The organism is Buttiauxella sp. AC038 (assembly GCF_979253565.1).
Map to the genome: position 1 here is coordinate 4,649,859 of NZ_CEEDCQ010000001.1, position 17,388 is coordinate 4,667,246.

Here is a 17,388-nt window from a genome sequence, read left to right on the forward strand (position 1 = left end):
ATTGGGGTAAGCGAGTGCAGCCAACGCACTTGCAGCGTGAAGGATAACGAGGATTTAGTCTTCGTCGTATTGCGGGCCAGCGTAATTATCGAAACGTGAGAATTGCCCGTTAAACGTCAGGCGCACGGTGCCGATTGGGCCGTTACGCTGCTTACCGAGGATGATTTGCGCGATGCCTTTCTCGTCACTGTTGTCGTTATAAACTTCGTCACGATAGATGAACATGATTAAGTCGGCATCCTGCTCGATGGAGCCTGATTCACGCAAATCCGAGTTAACCGGGCGTTTATCTGCACGTTGTTCCAGGGAGCGATTAAGCTGCGAAAGCGCAACTACCGGCACTTGCAGCTCTTTTGCCAGCGCTTTTAGCGAGCGCGAAATCTCGGCGATTTCCAGGGTACGGTTGTCCGATAGTGACGGTACGCGCATTAATTGCAGGTAGTCGATCATTATCAGGCTGAGGCCGCCATGCTCACGGTAGATACGGCGCGCACGCGAACGCACTTCCGTTGGTGTAAGGCCGGATGAGTCATCAATGTACATGTTGCGTTTTTCAAGCAAGATGCCCATGGTGCTGGAAATGCGCGCCCAGTCTTCGTCATCAAGCTGGCCGGTACGGATTTTAGTCTGGTCGACGCGTGACAGCGACGCCAGCATACGCATCATGATCTGCTCGCCTGGCATCTCGAGGCTGAAAATCAGCACCGGTTTTTCCTGCAACATCGCGGCGTTTTCGCACAAGTTCATCGCAAAGGTGGTTTTACCCATCGACGGACGCGCCGCCACGATGATCAGATCCGATTTTTGCAGACCAGCCGTTTTCTTGTTCAAGTCCTGGTAGCCGGTGTCGACGCCCGTTACGCCATCGTGTGGCGTCTGGTAAAGCGTTTCGATACGCGAGACTGTCGCTTCAAGGATTTGGTCGATACTTTTCGGGCCTTCGTCTTTATTCGCACGGCTCTCAGCAATCTGGAATACGCGGGACTCGGCGAGATCGAGCAAGTCTTCGCTGGTGCGCCCTTGAGGATCGTAACCAGCATCCGCGATTTCATTCGCGACGGAAATCATTTCACGCACTACGGCACGTTCGCGCACGATATCAGCATAGGCACTGATGTTCGCAGCACTTGGCGTATTTTTTGATAATTCGGCCAGATAGGCGAAACCACCGACACTTTCCAGATTGCCCTGAAGTTCCAGAGATTCAGAAAGCGTGATCAGGTCGATTGGCTTGCTCATTTCGAGCAAACGCTGCATTTCGGTGAAGATCATGCGGTGTGGACGGCTGAAAAAATCGTTAGCCACGACGCGCTCGGAAACGTTATCCCAGCGTTCGTTGTCCAGCATTAAACCGCCCAACACCGACTGCTCCGCTTCCAGAGAATGTGGCGGCATTTTCAGCCCTTCCATCTGACGATCGCGGGGTTCTTTCGGTTTGTTGAAGGGTTTATTTCCTGCCATAGTGAGGGAGTTACCAAAATCAGATAAGAGAGACGAGAGTTTACTCTATCTCCCTCCGAGGAAACAGAAGGAGTTCTCATGGCAACACGCATTGAATTTAGTCAGCACGGCGGACCAGAAGTCTTAAAAGTTGTTGAATTCACCCCAACCGCTCCCGCAGAAAACGAAGTCCAGGTTGAGAACAAAGCGATTGGTATCAACTACATCGACACCTATATTCGCAGCGGTTTATACCCACCTCCGATGCTACCAAGCGGCCTCGGTACTGAGGCTGCGGGAGTAGTCAGTAAAATTGGCAGCGCGGTAACACATATTAAAGTTGGCGATCGAGTGGTCTACGCACAGTCCGGACTCGGCGCATACAGCAGTGTTCACAATGTGCCTGCCGATAAAGCCGCAAAACTTCCTGACGCTATCTCTTTTGAGCAAGCTGCCGCGTCGTTCCTCAAAGGGCTGACGGTTTATTATCTGCTGCGTAAAACCTACGATATCAAAGCTAATGAAGTTTTCTTATTCCATGCTGCTGCCGGTGGCGTGGGGCTAATTGCCTGCCAGTGGGCCAAAGCACTAGGCGCAAAACTGATTGGTACCGTTGGGTCAGCACAAAAGGCGGATCGCGCCAAAAAGGCTGGAGCCTGGCAGACCATTAATTACCGCGAAGAAAACCTTGTCGACCGAGTGAAAGAGATTACTGGCGGCAAAAAAGTGGCCGTAGTTTATGACTCTGTAGGGAAAGATACCTGGGAGGCTTCGCTCGACTGCTTACAGCGCCAGGGGCTGATGGTGAGTTTTGGTAACTCTTCAGGCCCGGTGACGGGTGTGAATCTGGGGATTTTGAACCAGAAAGGCTCACTGTATGTTACTCGTCCGTCACTAAATGGTTACGTGACCACGCGTGAGGAGCTGGAGGAAGCGAGCAACGAGCTGTTCTCGTTGATTGCCAGCGGTGTGATTAAAGTGGATGTGGCTGAAAACCAGAAGTTTGCTTTGAGCGATGCCGCGCTGGCTCATACAACGCTGGAGAGCCGCAGTACACAAGGCTCTAGTTTACTGATTCCATAAAAGAATTTGGGCCTCCCAAGGGAAGCCCATTCTTTTTTTGTTCGCTCTGTATGTAGGGTACAGCGCGATGAATTCGTTTTTTGCAACCCGGTAATATTGTCAGATTTGGTAAATAATTGATATCCCGCGACCCGCAAACTTAGCCAGAAAGATGCGAGGTTGTGATCAACTCCGCAATACCTGAGCAATTAGATGGGTTATTACAAACAAAACCTAGCGTTTGTCGGCAACCAATGACAACGCATGTTCCACAACGTCGATTCCTGCACCGGCTTTATGGGCGTTTTCACTCAGGTAACGACGCCACTGGCGCGCACCTGGGATCCCCTGGAACAGGCCTAACATATGGCGTGTAACGTGGCCTAAATAAGTGCCATTCGCCAGTTCGCGTTCAATGTACGGATACATCGCACGCACCGCTGCAACGGTGTCGACTTCCTGCGTATCAAGGCCAAAAATCTCCCGATCAACTGCCGTCAGTAAACCTGGGTTCTGGTAGGCTTCGCGCCCGACCATGACGCCATCCATATGTTCCAGATGCGTTTTAGCTTCTTCCAGCGTTTTAATCCCACCGTTAATCGCCATTGTCAGATGCGGGAAATCACGCTTTAACTGATAAACGCGCGGGTAATCCAGCGGTGGAATTTCGCGGTTTTCTTTTGGGCTTAAACCAGAAAGCCAGGCTTTACGGGCATGGATGATAAACATCTCGCATTCACCCTTCCCGGCTACCGTGCCAATAAAATCACACAGGAATTCGTAGCTATCCTGGTCATCAATGCCGATACGGGTTTTGACGGTAACCGGAATAGAAACCACATCACGCATCGCTTTAATACAATCCGCAACGCGCTGCGCATCAGCCATAAGACACGCGCCAAACATGCCGTTTTGTACACGGTCAGATGGACAGCCGACATTCAGGTTAATTTCGTCGTAGCCACGCTCTTGCGCCAGTTTCGCGCAAATAGCCAATGCAGCCGGATCGCTACCGCCTAATTGCAGCGCGATAGGATGCTCGTCTTCGCTGTACGCCAGATAGTCCCCTTTGCCATGAATAATCGCACCGGTTGTCACCATTTCGGTGTACAGCAGTGTCTGGCTTGATAACTGACGCAATAAGTAGCGGCAGTGGCGATCGGTCCAGTCAAGCATCGGCGCAATGGAAAAACGATGTGGCTGGAAAGGAGTCTGGTTGGTTTGTGAGGACATAGGCTGTGGGCGTTTACGGGCTACGGTTAAAAAAGGGTCGCCACTATAGCATAAAGCAGCGTCGGGACACCTGCTCGTCCCGACGGCTATTTTTATCAGAAGGTCACACTAAGCTGCGCTCCGGCCCCCCATGTCTGGTCTTCGCCGTATAGCCCCATTAAATCAACATGAACACGATTAAATGGTGCAAAACCAATACCGCCGGTAAAGACGTTGCTGTCGTTTGATTTGACGTCAGCACGATAACCCGCTCGCACGGCAAGCCATGGCAACGGCGTAATTTCAGCACCGACGCCAACGTACTGCGAGTCTTCTTCGCTTTTGAAGCCTTTGGTTTCGGTGAGGTCGCCATCGGCGCTGAGGGTGATGAGATCGTTATGCCAGGCTACACCAGCCGTCACCAATGGACGAATCTGGTACGTGTCTTTGTAGTTAGTTGTCTCACCGGTTCTGCCATTGGTGATCAGAATATCTTTGGTATCAATGTCACGCGAAATCAGGTTCTGACCGCTCAGACCAACCGTCCAGTTTTCGCCGAAATCGGCCGCCAGGCCGGCATCCACGTTGAAACCAGTGTCATCATTACGATAGCGGCTGCTATTCCAGTCACTGCTGTCGTAGTTATAAATTGAGGTGGTGTAGTTATAGAGCCAGGTTTTTTGCAACTTCGGTGTGACGCCAAAAGAAACCGGCACTCCACCGAGATCAAACTCCTTCGCAAGCGCCACGCCATAGTCAGAGACAATAGCTGCACGGCCAGAAGCCGTAGAGTTCAGATTGCTGGTAATAACATCGGAGCCATTAATAGCGGCATCTAACGCAACGCCCCCGGCCACTGCCCGAGAACCTGCGATGCTATTGAGGTAATCGATATCTTGCTGATCAATGGAAGAACTAACATGCGCTCGTGCATAGGCTTTTGCGACAAAAGCCACTGAAAGCACGTCGTTTGGAATACTGACTGCGATACTGGCCCCCGCCTTCGCGTTTGCCGTTTTACCTTTCAGATCATTCAGCTCTCCAGCCAGATCGCCCGCAGCACCCTGAAACTGGTTGAGCGAACCATTTGGATTTAAAAGGATATCCTGCAGGGTGAGATCGTCGATAACGTTTTTGTATTGATCAACCTTATCGCTAATGTCATCAATCTGATCCTGCAGATTATCTTTATCCGTAATTTGCGCACTCACAGACGGCAGAATAACCGTCACTGTGTCGTCCTGCTTAGCCTTAGCCAGCAAAGCGGGGTTCGTAAGCACCCCACTTCCGTAGCTCGCGGAAGCGACACCAGTACCACCCATAGCATCACTTCGTGCTTCAGACCATGTGCCTGCCGCATAAGCGTGATTTGCCATAAATAAAGATGCGGCGCTAAACGCCGCCAAAGTTTTCATTTTTTTCATTCACCACACGTCCGTCTGTTGATCAGATGTAATAACTGCCCCTGCCAGTTATGACTGAACAGAGGCGGACTATTGCTGTGAATAAAAGGCTGAAAAGTGGGCTGTTTCGCCCATCGGAATCCCGTTTCTATCCTTCAGGATTATGAGTTCAAAATTTCCATGCAAACTTATTTATAGTTTACCGTTCGGTTTTCGTGAAGGCTGGCCGTCGTGCGGGCCGAAAAATTGCGGGGGATGGTCAATCCAGCGATCCTGACGCTGTGCGGCATAGCCTGGGTTTAGCGGGTAATAAATTCGGTTCTCAGCTTTGTTTGCCTCCCCCACAATCAGCAGCCGGACTTCATGCTCTGTGTTGTTGATAAAGGTATGGCAGATACCTGTTCCAGCAGGGAAACCAACGCTATCGCCAGGTTCAAGTGGGTAAAGGTGCCCATTAATCCACACCTGTGGATGCCCTTCGAGCACATAAGCAAACTCTTCTTCGCTGCTTTCGGCATGAGGATAAGATGTGCGGCGACCTGGTAGCAGGCGCTCATGATGAATTCCAAGGCGATTAAGACCCAGTTTGCGGGCCAGTGGCGCGCCAATAGAAAACCGTTCTGCGCTGTCTGGATAAGTCGAATCATCGTCACCTTCTATTTCCTTCCAGTGGCGAATGCAATCAGGTTTATTCATAACAAACTCCGGGATAGTCATCTCAAAAGGTTGTGGCTAAGCGCACCACTCGGCGTTTTTTGCGCGTTGTGATAAAGTGTAGGGCTAATCTACAGGGGAATACTGATGGACATCACGACTTCACAAAACGTGTTAGCGCAGGCTGAAAAACTATGCGAGCAGCGTAATGTGCGCCTGACACCACAACGTCTTGAAGTATTGCGTTTGCTGACTCAGCAAGCGGGCGCTATCAGTGCTTATGATTTGCTGGATTTACTGCGTGCCAGCGAACCGCAAGCTAAACCCCCGACAGTGTATCGTGCGCTCGATTTTCTGCTCGAACAAGGTTTTGTACACCGTGTAGAGTCCACTAACAGCTATGTGTTGTGCAATCTTATCGATCAGCCAACTCACTCATCTGCGATGTTTATTTGTGATCGATGTGGTGCGGTGAAGGAGCGTAGTGCGGAAGGTGTGGAAGATATCATGCACCAACTGGCGGCCCAGTTAGGGTTTGCTTTGCATCATAACGTTATTGAGGCGCATGGCTTATGCAGCGCATGTGCAGAAGTTGAAGCTTGTAGCCACCCGGATGCTTGCGGGCATGACCACTCAGTTCAGTCGAAGAAGAAATCTCGTTAGATTGGTTGGATTTGAGTTGAATGGAACGGTACATCCATGTACCAGGGCAGGGCTGAGAGTTAACACATCTGAGGGAAGCTAATTACCAACGGTATTTGTTGCGAGTTTCCCAATCAACGACTTCTTCCTCTGCCTTATCCTTTTCGTACCCATAACGCTCTTGAATTTTACCGACAAGCTGATCGCGTTTGCCTTCGATGACAGTCATATCATCGTCAGTCAGTTTGCCCCATTTCTCTTTTACTGTGCCTTTAAACTGTTTCCAGTTACCGCCGATTTCGTCTTTATTCATAATAATATCCTCATCGTTCGGGGGGAAGAACTGCTAAAAAATTACCAACGTCCAATGTGCTGCCATTTGGCCAACACCACTCTATCTGCTGGACGTGATAATAATTGTAGTCAAGGATATGGTGGTGGGGAGAAAACTAAGAATCTTTAACCATACGGCTTAACTTTGTACATTGTTAAACCAGCTATTTTGCTGCCAGTGACGACGCCAAATCCAACCTAACGCCAGCCCCCGCAGAGCAAGGAATACCGCTACAGACAGCCATAACCCGTGGTTGCCTAAATACGGAACAGTGAAGAGCGTTAGGCCGAAACCAACAGCGGCAACCGCCATGCTATTACGCATCTCAGCGCCTCTTGTCGCGCCAATAAACATCCCATCCAGCAAGTAGCACCAGACACCAACCACGGGTAACACAATCTGCCAGTGGAGATAACGATCGGCCTGTAGCTGTAATTGGGAAATGGACGTCAGAAGAGAAACAATTTGCTCGCCAAATAGGGCATACACCACGGCAAACATGAGCGCGACTAAACCCGCCTGCCGACAAGCTGCCCCCCAAACCTCGAGCAATTGACCACGATTCTTTGCACCATAAGCTTGCCCGGAGTGAGCTTCAACAGCATAGGCAAAACCATCAAGCGCATAAGCGGTAAACGTCAGGAGAGTCATTAACACCGCATTGACGGCGACAATTTCGCTGCCTAAGCGCGCACCAAAGATGGTGACTGAAGCAAAGCACACTTGCAGTAATAACGAGCGCAACATGATGTCCCGATTAAGCGCCAGTAAGCGCCGAACATTGCCACGCCAGGACTGTTTGAGCATCTCAAAGCTGATACCTCGCAAGCCCATAGCCTTCTTCACCATCAGCAATCCGATGAAAAATGTCGCGTATTCAGCAGTAACAGTCGCAAGTGCCGCCCCTTGAACATCAAGGTGCACCCCCATCACCAGCCACACATCCAGTACGATATTCAGAAGATTGCCGACTACCAGCAAGATAACCGGAGCTCGTGCGTATTGAACCCCTAGCAACCATCCCAGTAAAACGAGGTTGGCAAGCGAGGCTGGCGCACTCAGCCAGCGGATTTCAAGAAAGCGTTGCGCTTGTACGAGCACATCCTGATTGCCGCCGACAATTTGTAAAGCGAGTGAAATGAGGGGATCGCGCAGTAAGACAATTGCCACCCCTGCCCCTAGTGCCAGTAATAATGGTTGCACCAGTGCACGAGCTAACGCTGAGGGATTATTGGCACCAAAAGCCTGAGCAGTTAAACCTGTGGTACTCATTCGCAAAAACAGCAGCAACATAAACAGGAAGCTGGTTGCTGTCGCACCAATGGCAACACCGCCCAGATAAACAGGACTATCCAGATGACCAATAACAGCCGTATCGACAAGGCCAAGCAGCGGAACAGTAATGTTGGAGAAAATCATGGGTAAAGCGAGGCGCCAGAGCGCACGATCCGCTGTGGAGAATAATTGCATGACATCTCCTGAAGGAGATCAAAGATAATTAAGGCAGTGATGCGCACTTTAAATGCGCATCACCTAAAGAGATTTTACAGCCAGTCGCCGTTGCGGATAACCCCAACAGCCAGCCCTTCAATAGAGAAGTTATGCTCGCGTAGGTCAACCACGATCGGTTCAAACTCACTGTTTTCTGGCAACAGATGAACGGTGTTGCCCTGTTGTTTTAAGCGCTTAACGGTAACTTCATCATCGATACGCGCGACAACAACCTGGCCATTACGCACATCCTGGGTTTTATGAACCGCAAGCAGATCGCCATCCATAATGCCGATGTCTTTCATCGACATACCGCTGACGCGCAGCAAGAAGTCGGCATTTGGTTTAAACAGTGATGGGTCGACCTGATAATGGCCTTCGATGTGTTGCTGTGCAAGGAGTGGCTCACCTGCAGCAACACGCCCAACCAGTGGAATACCGGTCACTTCTTCCACCAACAGGCGGATACCACGGGATGCGCCAGAAACAATTTCAAGCACACCTTTACGGGCAAGTGCTTTTAAATGCTCTTCAGCGGCGTTCGGAGAACGGAACCCCAGACGTTGAGCAATCTCGGCACGAGTCGGTGGCATGCCGGTCTGGCTGATATGATCCCGAATAAGATCAAACACCTCTTGCTGCCTGGTAGTTAACGCTTTCATTCCGCCCCCTGGGTGTTTATACAGTTATGCTGTGAGTATATACAGTCAAAGGTCAATTTGGAACCACAAATTAAGCAAAAAACCAGGCACTTAACTATTCTGGAAAGATCACCGCAAATGCGACCAAAGCAGCGTGACCCAGGTAATTACCGCGAGGATAATTGAAATTAATACTGCGGCCGAGCCCATGTCTTTGGCTCGCCCGGAAAGTTCGTGATAATCAGTGCCAACACGGTCGACAAGAGCCTCGATAGCGCTGTTGAGGATCTCGACAATCATGACCAACACGACTGAGCCGATAAGTAGAATGCGGGTAATGGGGTCGACATCTAACCAACATGCGATGGCAATGGCGATAACGGCAGAAACGCCTTCCTGGCGGAAAGCTGCTTCATTGATCCAGGCTGCTTTGAGCCCTTTCCATGAGTAGCCTGCGGCTTTGATGATACGGGTAAGTCCAGTGGTACTGCTCGCCATTTTAGGAAACCTTTTCAAATTATTTGCATCAATGCTTGTCAAAATTATAACGCCACAGAAATCTGGGTGAGATTCTGATATTCTTGCGGCGAATTTGCATCATTAACCTGAGGCTTTACATCGTTTATGTCAGGCTGGCCAAGAATCTACTACAAATTACTTAATTTACCATTAGGCGTTCTGGTAAAGAGCAAGTCCATTCCGGCAGATCCACAGGCCGAACTGGGCTTAGATCCCACACGCCCAATAATGTACGTTCTGCCGTATAACTCAAAGGCGGACTTATTAACCCTGCGCGCGCAATGCCTCGCGCACAACTTGCCCGACCCTCTCGAGCCATTAGAGATCGACGGTGCGGTATTGCCGCGCTATGTCTTTATCCATGGCGGCCCGCGCGTGTTCACTTATTACACGCCAAAAGAAGAGTCGATCAAGCTATTCCATGATTATCTCGACTTGCACCGCAGCAATCCAAATCTGGATGTGCAGATGGTGCCGGTATCGGTGATGTTTGGCCGCTCTCCGGGTCGCGAAAAAGGCGAAGTTAACCCGCCACTGAAGATGCTTAACGGCATTCAGAAATTCTTCGCGGTATCCTGGCTTGGGCGCGACAGTTTTGTGCGGTTCTCGGCACCTGTTTCGCTGCGCCAGATGGCAACCGATCACGGTACAGATAAAAAAATCGCCCAAAAACTGGCACGCGTGGCGCGTATGCACTTTGCTCGCCAGCGTTTAGCGACTGTAGGCCCGCGTCTGCCGGTACGTCAGGATCTGTTTAACAAACTTCTGGCCTCAAAAGCTATTGCCCGTGCAGTAGAAGATGAAGCGCGCAGCAAGAAAATCTCCCATGAAAAAGCACAGCAAAATGCTGTTGCCTTGATGGAAGAGATTGCGGCGAACTTCTCCTATGAAGCCGTGCGTTTGACCGACCGCGTATTAGGTCTGACGTGGAACCGCCTGTACCAGGGCATTAACGTTCATAATGCAGAACGTGTACGCCAACTGGCTCACGACGGCCACGAGATTGTCTATGTTCCCTGCCACCGCAGCCACATGGACTACATGCTTTTGTCTTACGTGCTTTACCACCAGGGGCTGGTTCCTCCGCACATTGCGGCGGGTATCAACCTGAACTTCTGGCCAGCAGGCCCGATTTTCCGCCGCCTGGGCGCGTTCTTTATTCGCCGTACCTTTAAGGGCAGCAAACTCTACTCCACCGTGTTCCGTGAATATCTTGGCGAGCTGTTTAGCCGTGGCTATTCCGTTGAATACTTTGTGGAAGGTGGCCGTTCTCGTACCGGCCGTTTGCTTGACCCGAAAACCGGCACGCTGTCGATGACCATTCAGGCCATGCTGCGTGGCGGTACTCGTCCAATTACATTGGTGCCAATTTACATTGGCTACGAGCATGTAATGGAAGTGGGGACTTACGCAAAAGAACTGCGCGGTGCGACCAAAGAAAAAGAAAGCTTCATGCAGATGGTTCGTGGGCTGAGCAAGCTGCGTAACCTCGGCCAGGGCTATGTTAACTTCGGCGAACCTATGCCGTTGATGACATTCCTCAACCAGCGAGTGCCTGAGTGGCGTGATTCAATCGACCCGATTGAATCCATTCGCCCGGCATGGTTAACGCCAACGGTTAATGAAATTGCTGCCGAACTGATGGTGCGTATTAACAATGCAGGCGCGGCAAACGCCATGAACCTGTGTTGTACCGCGCTCCTGGCATCGCGCCAGCGTTCACTGACGCGCGAACAACTGACCGAACAGCTCAACTGTTACCTGAGCCTGTTGCGTAATGTGCCGTATTCACCGGATGCGACCGCACCAGATCAGCCAGCAGAAGCGCTTATCGAACATGCGTTGCAGATGAACAAGTTTGAATTAGAGAAAGATACGATTGGTGACATCATCATTCTGCCGCGTGAGCAGGCAGTACTGATGACTTACTACCGTAACAACATCCTGCATATGCTGGTGTTGCCTTCTCTGCTGGCTGCAATTATCACGCAGCATCGCCACATTTCCCGTAGCGAGCTTCTGCGTCAGGTTGAGCTACTCTACCCAATGCTGAAGTCTGAGCTGTTCCTGCGTTGGGAAAAAGCTGAACTTGCCAGTGAAATGGATGCGCTGCTTAATGAACTGGTTCGCCAGGATCTGATTACCCTTACGGGTGAAGAAGTGGTGATTAACCCGGCACGCTCACGCACTATGCAGCTTCTCGCGGCAGGTGTTCGTGAAACGCTGCAACGTTACGCCATTACTTTCTGGCTGCTGAGCGCTAATCCGTCAATAAACCGTGGGACACTGGAGCGCGAAAGCCGCACCGTTGCCCAACGTTTGTCGGTGTTGCATGGCATTAATGCACCTGAGTTCTTCGATAAAGCTGTGTTCACCTCGCTGGTATTAACCTTGCGTGATGAAGGCTATATCAGCGACACCGGAGATGCAGAACCCGCCGAAACGATGAAGGTCTACCAGATGCTGGCAGAACTGATCATGCCGGATGTGCGTTTGACGATTGAAAGCGCGACGTCGCAGGCTGCGACTGAGTAAAACAATACAGGCGGGGAAACCCGCCTGTTTTTTAGAAATGTAGGTAACTCAACACCAGCCCAATAAACAGCACCAGACCAACGTAATTGTTATTCAGGAAAGCTTTAAAACAAGCATCACGGTCACGATTCGCCGTCAGCCGTTGCTGATGAACAAAGAGCATCCCCGCTAGCGCAATAGACCAGTAGAACGCCCCACCTAATCCGTTTAACCAGCCAATCACCGCCAACAACACCATCACAGTAAACTGCAAAATACCGATAATCAGATTGTCATAGCGGCCAAATAAGATCGCTGTGGATTTAATACCGATTTTCAGATCATCATCGCGGTCAACCATTGCGTACTGCGTGTCATAAGCTACAGCCCAGCAAATATTGGTTAAAAACATCAGCCAACAGCTAAGTGGAACAGACTCGCTCACTGCGGCAAATGCCATAGGGATTGACCAGCCAAATGCGGCCCCTAGCACTACTTGCGGCAGATGAGTGTAGCGCTTCATAAACGGATAAACCCATGCCAGCGCTAACCCCGCCACCGATAATAAAATCGTCATGGTATTTAACGTCAGCACCAGTAAAAACGAGAGCACTACCAGTACCGCAAATAAGATACGCGCTTCTTTCTCGCTTACAGCCCCGCTCGGCAATGGCCTGTGCGCCGTACGTTTCACGTGACCATCAAATTTACGGTCAGCGTAGTCATTTACCACGCAACCCGCAGCGCGCATCATCCACACTCCGGCTATAAACACGCATAAAATGGTTAGCGGAGGCACTCCTGGTGTCGCAAGCCACAGCGCCCAGAGGGTGGGCCATAACAACAAAAGCGAGCCAATTGGCTTATCAAGTCGCATCAGACGTTGATACGCCTGCCATTTACCCTGTTTCAGACTCCACTCCATTATTTTTCCTCTCGATACAACGGAGAAGCAGGAAGGAATAACTCGGTAAGCACCAGCGGCTTTCCAGCTAATCTCAGGCGGGAACGACGCCCCCACAGCTCCGAACTACGGCCAATCTCAATAAAATCCCGTGTCAGGGAAGATGAACTAAACAGGTAGCGTCCAAGCGGCGTGGTTCCGAGCCTTTGTAAAGCAAGCTCTGGTCCTTCAAGGGTTGATTCAGGCACCACGGTACGCCCCAAAAGCCAGGGCTCATCGTCACCGCAAAGCACAACTTCACGCAACCAATAACGGCTGGACTCAGGCAACATATCAGCTTCAGGAAGAACGACATACGATTCGAAAAAACCTTCACGCACAATGCGGGCAGTAACCCTGGAACAATACTGCTCAAAGCGTTTGGTCATTGAGTCTTCAAGCAACAACCAGTCAAGAAGCGATGCACTCAGCTCCTCGGGAATCGTAGCTTCAAAACGTAAGGCGCGCAGTGGCGAAAGCGCGTCAGACATGGGAATTTCTCCGAAACAAAACCGGCAGTCATTGTAACGCAGAATAGGTATAGCGGGGCAGGGAAAAGCTCACAACAATTTAACAGGTTGGAGGCCTTCTAAATCATTCGAGTTGAATCAAGGCGGCAAATGCACAGTCAACTTGAAGGGGAGCAAAGTTGCCCTAAATAGTTCGAGTGGCATCAAGGCGGCAAACGAACGACAAATTCGTCGGGAACGAATTTGACCAGCCAGAGGCTGGCCTCCGGTGAGAGACAGGATGTCTCTCATTAATCCCTATGAGCTTACCAGGGTAAGCTCATAGGGTGAGTGAGAGCAGTCAATGCCGAGGCCGCTTGAAATATGACGGGCAAAAAAAGGTGCGCATATATATGCGCACCAAACTTCAAACATCAGCACTGCGGGGAAACCATCACCCCTTGCCTTTTACACTGCTGATAAAGGTTTTACGGGCGCTAGTCGATCCCAGACGTTCAGCTTCATCCAGCAGTTTCAGGGCTTTATCAACATCGCCTTTCGCTACTGCATCTTTGATAGCCTGATTGAAGTAGGTTTCGGTATCGCTTAACACTGGCTCAGATTTTTTGGCGGGCGCGGCGGTAGCTGGTGCCGCCGCTGTGGCAGCAACACCTGCCGGGGCAACATAAGTTGCGGCTGGTGCTGCAGTATTACCAACCGTGACCGGGCCTGGGCCTGATGAACCGAATAGTGGACCGACTAACACGCTCGAAGCAGAAGAGGTTTTCACTTTAATCTTCAGCGTGCCGTCAGTGCCGTGGCGGGCAATCGGGTCTGGAATATCAGGAACAGCGTTGCCCGTGCCTTTCGCATAAGCCTTGGCAGGGTCAATCATCGTGGTGGTCTGTTGCGTGTCTTTATTGGTGGTGAACACCAATAAATAGAGTTTTTGCTGCCCCAGTGCTGGCGTTAATTTCAGTGTGCCTTCCAGACGATCGGCAGACATTACGCCGGGCTCCTGATAGGCAAAGTAGCTTGCCGGGAAGTAAGCCGCAGGCGTCATATTCTGATCAAGCACTAACACATTCGGCGCAAATACTGAGTTTTTGTTCACTTCACTGGTCAGCGTGATATTCAGCTCACCAATGTTGGCAGGGACGCTATAGGCTGCAACCGGGCCAGTAATATCTCCGGCTTTCAGGCTTTGACCACTAGTAGCCAGCGTCGTCGTCAATGTCTTTGATTGATCGACTGGCGTCCATTGCAATTGTTGTAATGCAGAAGGCGGCACGGCGGGTGCCATTGAAATATCCTGTGGAACGATATTCACATCAGCCAGGCTTACGGCAGGCACGCTGGCGAGCAACCCTGCGGAAAGGCAGAGTGCGAGGAGACTTTTTTTCATTTTCATTTTTATAAACCTCGAATGGGAAATCAGTGGAAAGTTAGCCAGGCAATAGCGCTTTCCATCGAAGCAGGCATTGGCATACAAGGGTAATCATGATGGAGAGTTCAGTGGCGAACTCCCCATCATTTCTTCACTTCAGGTTAATGCTGTATTACCACCAGATTTCCATCTGGGCACCGAAGCTAAACTCATCGTTGTCGCCACGGCTGGTAGAGAAGGTGCTGTTGCCAGAAGAGTCGCTGATCTGGAAGCGAGTTGAATCGCCGTTACCGTCTTTAGCGTAACCCCATTTCTCATCCCACTTGGCGTAGGTTGCGAAGACACGCAGTGCCGGACGGGACCAGATGCTGTCGCCTGCCTGCCATTGTTGCGCCAGGGTAATTTTGTACTGACCGTTACGATCGCCAGTTTCCTGGGATTTCACGTTGTCGTAGCCAACTTCCAACAGGGTGCTCATGATTGGCGTCCATTTGTACATTGGACGAACACCGATGGTGTACCACTCAGTCCCCTGGTTATCATCCAGGTTCAAGTTCTGGTACATACCGACGTACATCAGGTCCCATTGGTCTGCCAGGGTAATCGCACCATGGTCGATAACACGGAACAGATAACCGTCGTTATTGAGGCTGCCGCCCTGTGCCTGACCTTTACCTTGCGAGGTCATGGAGTCTGTTGCGTACTGCAGAACAAACTTGTTGTAGCCTTTCATCATGCTCTGGGTATGTTCAAGCGTACCCATCCAGCCATCTTTAGAAGCGCCTGGTTGCAGATAATAGTCGTCAGGAATGTTGGTGTGACCGTAGTCAACGCCCAGCTCCAGGGTACCGCCTGGGTTGGTTTCAATACCTGCCCAACGCACGTCGAATACGTCATTTGGTACTTTGTTGCTGTAGTTACGGGTACCGTCAGCATTGAAATCGTTGAATGCCGCAGAACCGCCTGATTCAGAAGAACGCGTTGCTGCGAAGGAAAGTTTACCTACGCCAACATCGATGTTTTCCAGACCTGCACCAGGACCAGAAATATCCCAGTAGTAGAAGTCGATCATGTGAACGTCATGACGTTGATAGAAACGCTTACCTGCCCACATATTGGCACCTGGCAGCGCATCAATCAGGTTTTTACCCTGCACGTTTGCTTCACGGAATGCCGGGCTGGTTGCTTCCCAGTCATTGTCCTGTGCTACGGAGTACGCCACGTTAGTATCGAAGTAGAAGCTCTTATCGCCTTCTTTCCATACTTCCTGACCCAGTTTCAATTCCGCATAGGTTTCACATTCGTTACCAAGACGGTATTTAGATTGAGCACCAGTTGCCTGGAAACACTGCTGTTCGCCACCGCTACCAGTCCAGCCGATACCAGAACGAGCATAACCGTGAAAGTCCACAGCCAGTGCCTGAACAGACATAACGCCTGCTGCTACGGCGACCGCCAGTGGAAGTTTGCGCAGAGTAATCATTATTCTATCTCCTGAGATCATTGCTTTTCTTTTTTATGGGAATGCTTAAACACCTGGCTCTTGATGCAACCGACGACATGCGGTGCCATCTTCTCGGAACAGATGGCACCGCTCTGGCGGCAAGCCAATAGCGAATGTGGCACCCTCTTTTACCAACACCACGTCATTCTGGCGGTACACCAGGTTCTGACGGATGGCGGGGATTTGGATATGAATCTGAGTTTCATGACCAAGCTGTTCAACAACCTGTACTTCGCCTTCGAGAGTGACGTCGGCGATGTCGCTTGGCAGTAGGTGTTCTGGGCGAATACCGAGAGACATGTTGGCACCGACCTGCACTTCCTTACTTTCTACCGGCAGCCAGACTTGCTGACGGTTCGGTAATTCAACCTGCACTTGATCAATGGCAGTAGCGGTGACTTTTACTGGCAGGAAGTTCATTTTTGGCGAGCCAATAAAGCCCGCAACAAAACGATCCGCCGGGTAGTGATATAACTCGAGTGGTTTACCCACCTGCGCAACGCGGCCTGCGTCCAGCACCACAATTTTGTCGGCAAGCGTCATCGCTTCGACCTGGTCGTGGGTAACGTAAATCATGGTGCGACCAAGGCGCTTATGCAGTCGGGAAATCTCAATACGCATCTGCACACGCAGTGCCGCATCAAGGTTTGAAAGAGGTTCATCAAGCAGGAATACACGTGGTTCAGCCACCAGCGTACGGCCAATAGCTACGCGCTGACGCTGGCCACCAGAAAGTGCTTTCGGGCGACGTTCTAATAAATGCCCCAGTTGCAAAGTTTCTGAAACCTGGGTGACACGTTGATTGATATCGCTTTTCTTGGCACCTGCCAGCTTCAGCCCGAAGGACATGTTTTCAGCAACGGAAAGATGGGGATAAAGAGCATAAGACTGGAATACCATGCCGACGCCACGCTCAGCGGGTGGGATGTCGTTCATGCGGGTATCACCGATGAATAAATCACCGCTGGTGATCGTTTCCAGACCTGCAATCATGCGTAACAGAGTGGATTTACCGCAGCCTGACGGTCCAACAAAAACCACGAACTCACCTTCTTGAATGTCGAGGTTGATATCTTTCGATACCACCACGTCACCCCAGGCTTTCGTTACGTTCCGTAGCTGTACGCTTGCCATGTACTTCTCCCTTCATTCCGTCACTCTGCTAAACGGCAGGTGATTCAAGATGTGTCGGA

16 protein-coding genes are annotated in these 17,388 nt (G+C 50.8%); 3 read left to right on the top strand and 13 right to left on the bottom strand.

Annotated elements, in window-relative coordinates:
- Positions 1-54: 54 nt before the first annotated feature.
- Positions 55-1,461 (bottom strand): replicative DNA helicase, encoded by a 1,407-nt coding sequence (gene dnaB / locus AC0IXI_RS22005; protein WP_034492420.1) that lies wholly within the window; start codon positions 1,459-1,461, stop codon positions 55-57.
- A 78-nt stretch (positions 1,462-1,539) separates the two neighbouring features.
- Between dnaB and AC0IXI_RS22010 the strand changes: the two genes are divergently transcribed.
- Positions 1,540-2,523 carry a quinone oxidoreductase gene (locus tag AC0IXI_RS22010; protein WP_134186087.1) on the top strand — a complete coding sequence of 328 codons (984 nt, stop codon included), beginning with the start codon at positions 1,540-1,542 and terminating at the stop codon, positions 2,521-2,523.
- Between the two features lie 213 nt (positions 2,524-2,736).
- Here AC0IXI_RS22010 and dusA read toward each other — a convergent pair whose 3' ends face one another.
- The 3 genes from dusA to AC0IXI_RS22025 form a co-directional block, all read right to left on the bottom strand.
- Positions 2,737-3,735, bottom strand: a complete 999-nt coding sequence (gene dusA, locus AC0IXI_RS22015) for a tRNA dihydrouridine(20/20a) synthase DusA (protein WP_471683116.1) — start codon at positions 3,733-3,735, stop codon at positions 2,737-2,739.
- A gap of 95 nt (positions 3,736-3,830) precedes the next feature.
- Positions 3,831-5,138 carry a conjugal transfer protein TraF gene (locus AC0IXI_RS22020; RefSeq protein WP_064515378.1) on the bottom strand — a complete coding sequence of 436 codons (1,308 nt, stop codon included), beginning with the start codon at positions 5,136-5,138 and terminating at the stop codon, positions 3,831-3,833.
- A gap of 171 nt (positions 5,139-5,309) precedes the next feature.
- Complete coding sequence (locus tag AC0IXI_RS22025; protein ID WP_064515376.1) at positions 5,310-5,813, bottom strand: cupin domain-containing protein; 504 nt, start codon at positions 5,811-5,813, stop codon at positions 5,310-5,312.
- A gap of 105 nt (positions 5,814-5,918) precedes the next feature.
- On the opposite strand from AC0IXI_RS22025, the gene zur reads away from it, so the two are divergent.
- Positions 5,919-6,434, top strand: coding sequence for a zinc uptake transcriptional repressor Zur (zur, locus tag AC0IXI_RS22030; RefSeq protein WP_064515375.1), 516 nt, complete (start codon positions 5,919-5,921; stop codon positions 6,432-6,434).
- An 82-nt stretch (positions 6,435-6,516) separates the two neighbouring features.
- Here zur and AC0IXI_RS22035 read toward each other — a convergent pair whose 3' ends face one another.
- The 4 genes from AC0IXI_RS22035 to AC0IXI_RS22050 form a co-directional block, all read right to left on the bottom strand.
- Positions 6,517-6,726: a CsbD family protein gene (locus AC0IXI_RS22035; protein ID WP_034492637.1), complete on the bottom strand. Its 210-nt coding sequence runs from the start codon at positions 6,724-6,726 to the stop codon at positions 6,517-6,519.
- 159 nt (positions 6,727-6,885) lie between these two features.
- Entirely contained in the window at positions 6,886-8,217 is a 1,332-nt protein-coding gene (dinF, locus tag AC0IXI_RS22040) for an MATE family efflux transporter DinF (RefSeq protein WP_471683117.1), read from the bottom strand.
- Positions 8,218-8,291: 74 nt separating this feature from the next.
- Complete coding sequence (gene lexA, locus AC0IXI_RS22045; protein ID WP_064515371.1) at positions 8,292-8,900, bottom strand: transcriptional repressor LexA; 609 nt, start codon at positions 8,898-8,900, stop codon at positions 8,292-8,294.
- 108 nt (positions 8,901-9,008) lie between these two features.
- Positions 9,009-9,377: a diacylglycerol kinase gene (locus AC0IXI_RS22050; protein ID WP_064515369.1), complete on the bottom strand. Its 369-nt coding sequence runs from the start codon at positions 9,375-9,377 to the stop codon at positions 9,009-9,011.
- A 126-nt stretch (positions 9,378-9,503) separates the two neighbouring features.
- Here AC0IXI_RS22050 and plsB point away from each other — a divergent pair, with 126 nt between their 5' ends.
- Positions 9,504-11,933, top strand: a complete 2,430-nt coding sequence (plsB, locus tag AC0IXI_RS22055) for a glycerol-3-phosphate 1-O-acyltransferase PlsB (RefSeq protein ID WP_424221842.1) — start codon at positions 9,504-9,506, stop codon at positions 11,931-11,933.
- 31 nt (positions 11,934-11,964) lie between these two features.
- On the opposite strand, the gene ubiA is transcribed toward plsB, so the two are convergent.
- The 5 genes from ubiA to malK form a co-directional block, all read right to left on the bottom strand.
- The gene (gene ubiA / locus AC0IXI_RS22060) at positions 11,965-12,837 is read right to left on the bottom strand and encodes a 4-hydroxybenzoate octaprenyltransferase (RefSeq protein ID WP_064515365.1); all 873 of its coding nucleotides are present in this window, start codon (positions 12,835-12,837) and stop codon (positions 11,965-11,967) included.
- Positions 12,837-13,346, bottom strand: a complete 510-nt coding sequence (ubiC, locus tag AC0IXI_RS22065; protein ID WP_471683118.1) for a chorismate lyase — start codon at positions 13,344-13,346, stop codon at positions 12,837-12,839. The genes ubiA and ubiC overlap by 1 nt, the downstream gene beginning before the upstream one ends.
- Before the next feature lie 412 nt (positions 13,347-13,758).
- Entirely contained in the window at positions 13,759-14,715 is a 957-nt protein-coding gene (malM, locus tag AC0IXI_RS22070) for a maltose operon protein MalM (RefSeq protein ID WP_471683119.1), read from the bottom strand.
- Positions 14,716-14,863: 148 nt separating this feature from the next.
- The gene (locus AC0IXI_RS22075; RefSeq protein ID WP_134186421.1) at positions 14,864-16,177 is read right to left on the bottom strand and encodes a maltoporin; all 1,314 of its coding nucleotides are present in this window, start codon (positions 16,175-16,177) and stop codon (positions 14,864-14,866) included.
- A gap of 42 nt (positions 16,178-16,219) precedes the next feature.
- Positions 16,220-17,329, bottom strand: a complete 1,110-nt coding sequence (gene malK, locus AC0IXI_RS22080; RefSeq protein WP_064515357.1) for a maltose/maltodextrin ABC transporter ATP-binding protein MalK — start codon at positions 17,327-17,329, stop codon at positions 16,220-16,222.
- Between the last annotated feature and the right edge of the window lie 59 nt (positions 17,330-17,388).

Excerpts from the sequence above, each read along its gene's own strand:
- zur (WP_064515375.1), top strand. The coding sequence starts at position 5,919 with ATGGACATCACGACTTCACAAAACGTGTTAGCGCAGGCTGAAAAACTA.
- dusA (WP_471683116.1), bottom strand. The coding sequence starts at position 3,735 with ATGTCCTCACAAACCAACCAGACTCCTTTCCAGCCACATCGTTTTTCC.
- dnaB (WP_034492420.1), bottom strand. The coding sequence starts at position 1,461 with ATGGCAGGAAATAAACCCTTCAACAAACCGAAAGAACCCCGCGATCGT.
- lexA (WP_064515371.1), bottom strand. The coding sequence starts at position 8,900 with ATGAAAGCGTTAACTACCAGGCAGCAAGAGGTGTTTGATCTTATTCGG.
- plsB (WP_424221842.1), top strand. The coding sequence starts at position 9,504 with ATGTCAGGCTGGCCAAGAATCTACTACAAATTACTTAATTTACCATTA.
- malK (WP_064515357.1), bottom strand. The coding sequence starts at position 17,329 with ATGGCAAGCGTACAGCTACGGAACGTAACGAAAGCCTGGGGTGACGTG.
- ubiA (WP_064515365.1), bottom strand. The coding sequence starts at position 12,837 with ATGGAGTGGAGTCTGAAACAGGGTAAATGGCAGGCGTATCAACGTCTG.
- AC0IXI_RS22010 (WP_134186087.1), top strand. The coding sequence starts at position 1,540 with ATGGCAACACGCATTGAATTTAGTCAGCACGGCGGACCAGAAGTCTTA.
- AC0IXI_RS22035 (WP_034492637.1), bottom strand. The coding sequence starts at position 6,726 with ATGAATAAAGACGAAATCGGCGGTAACTGGAAACAGTTTAAAGGCACA.
- malM (WP_471683119.1), bottom strand. The coding sequence starts at position 14,715 with ATGAAAATGAAAAAAAGTCTCCTCGCACTCTGCCTTTCCGCAGGGTTG.
- AC0IXI_RS22025 (WP_064515376.1), bottom strand. The coding sequence starts at position 5,813 with ATGAATAAACCTGATTGCATTCGCCACTGGAAGGAAATAGAAGGTGAC.
- dinF (WP_471683117.1), bottom strand. The coding sequence starts at position 8,217 with ATGCAATTATTCTCCACAGCGGATCGTGCGCTCTGGCGCCTCGCTTTA.
- ubiC (WP_471683118.1), bottom strand. The coding sequence starts at position 13,346 with ATGTCTGACGCGCTTTCGCCACTGCGCGCCTTACGTTTTGAAGCTACG.
- AC0IXI_RS22020 (WP_064515378.1), bottom strand. The coding sequence starts at position 5,138 with ATGAAAAAAATGAAAACTTTGGCGGCGTTTAGCGCCGCATCTTTATTT.
- AC0IXI_RS22050 (WP_064515369.1), bottom strand. The coding sequence starts at position 9,377 with ATGGCGAGCAGTACCACTGGACTTACCCGTATCATCAAAGCCGCAGGC.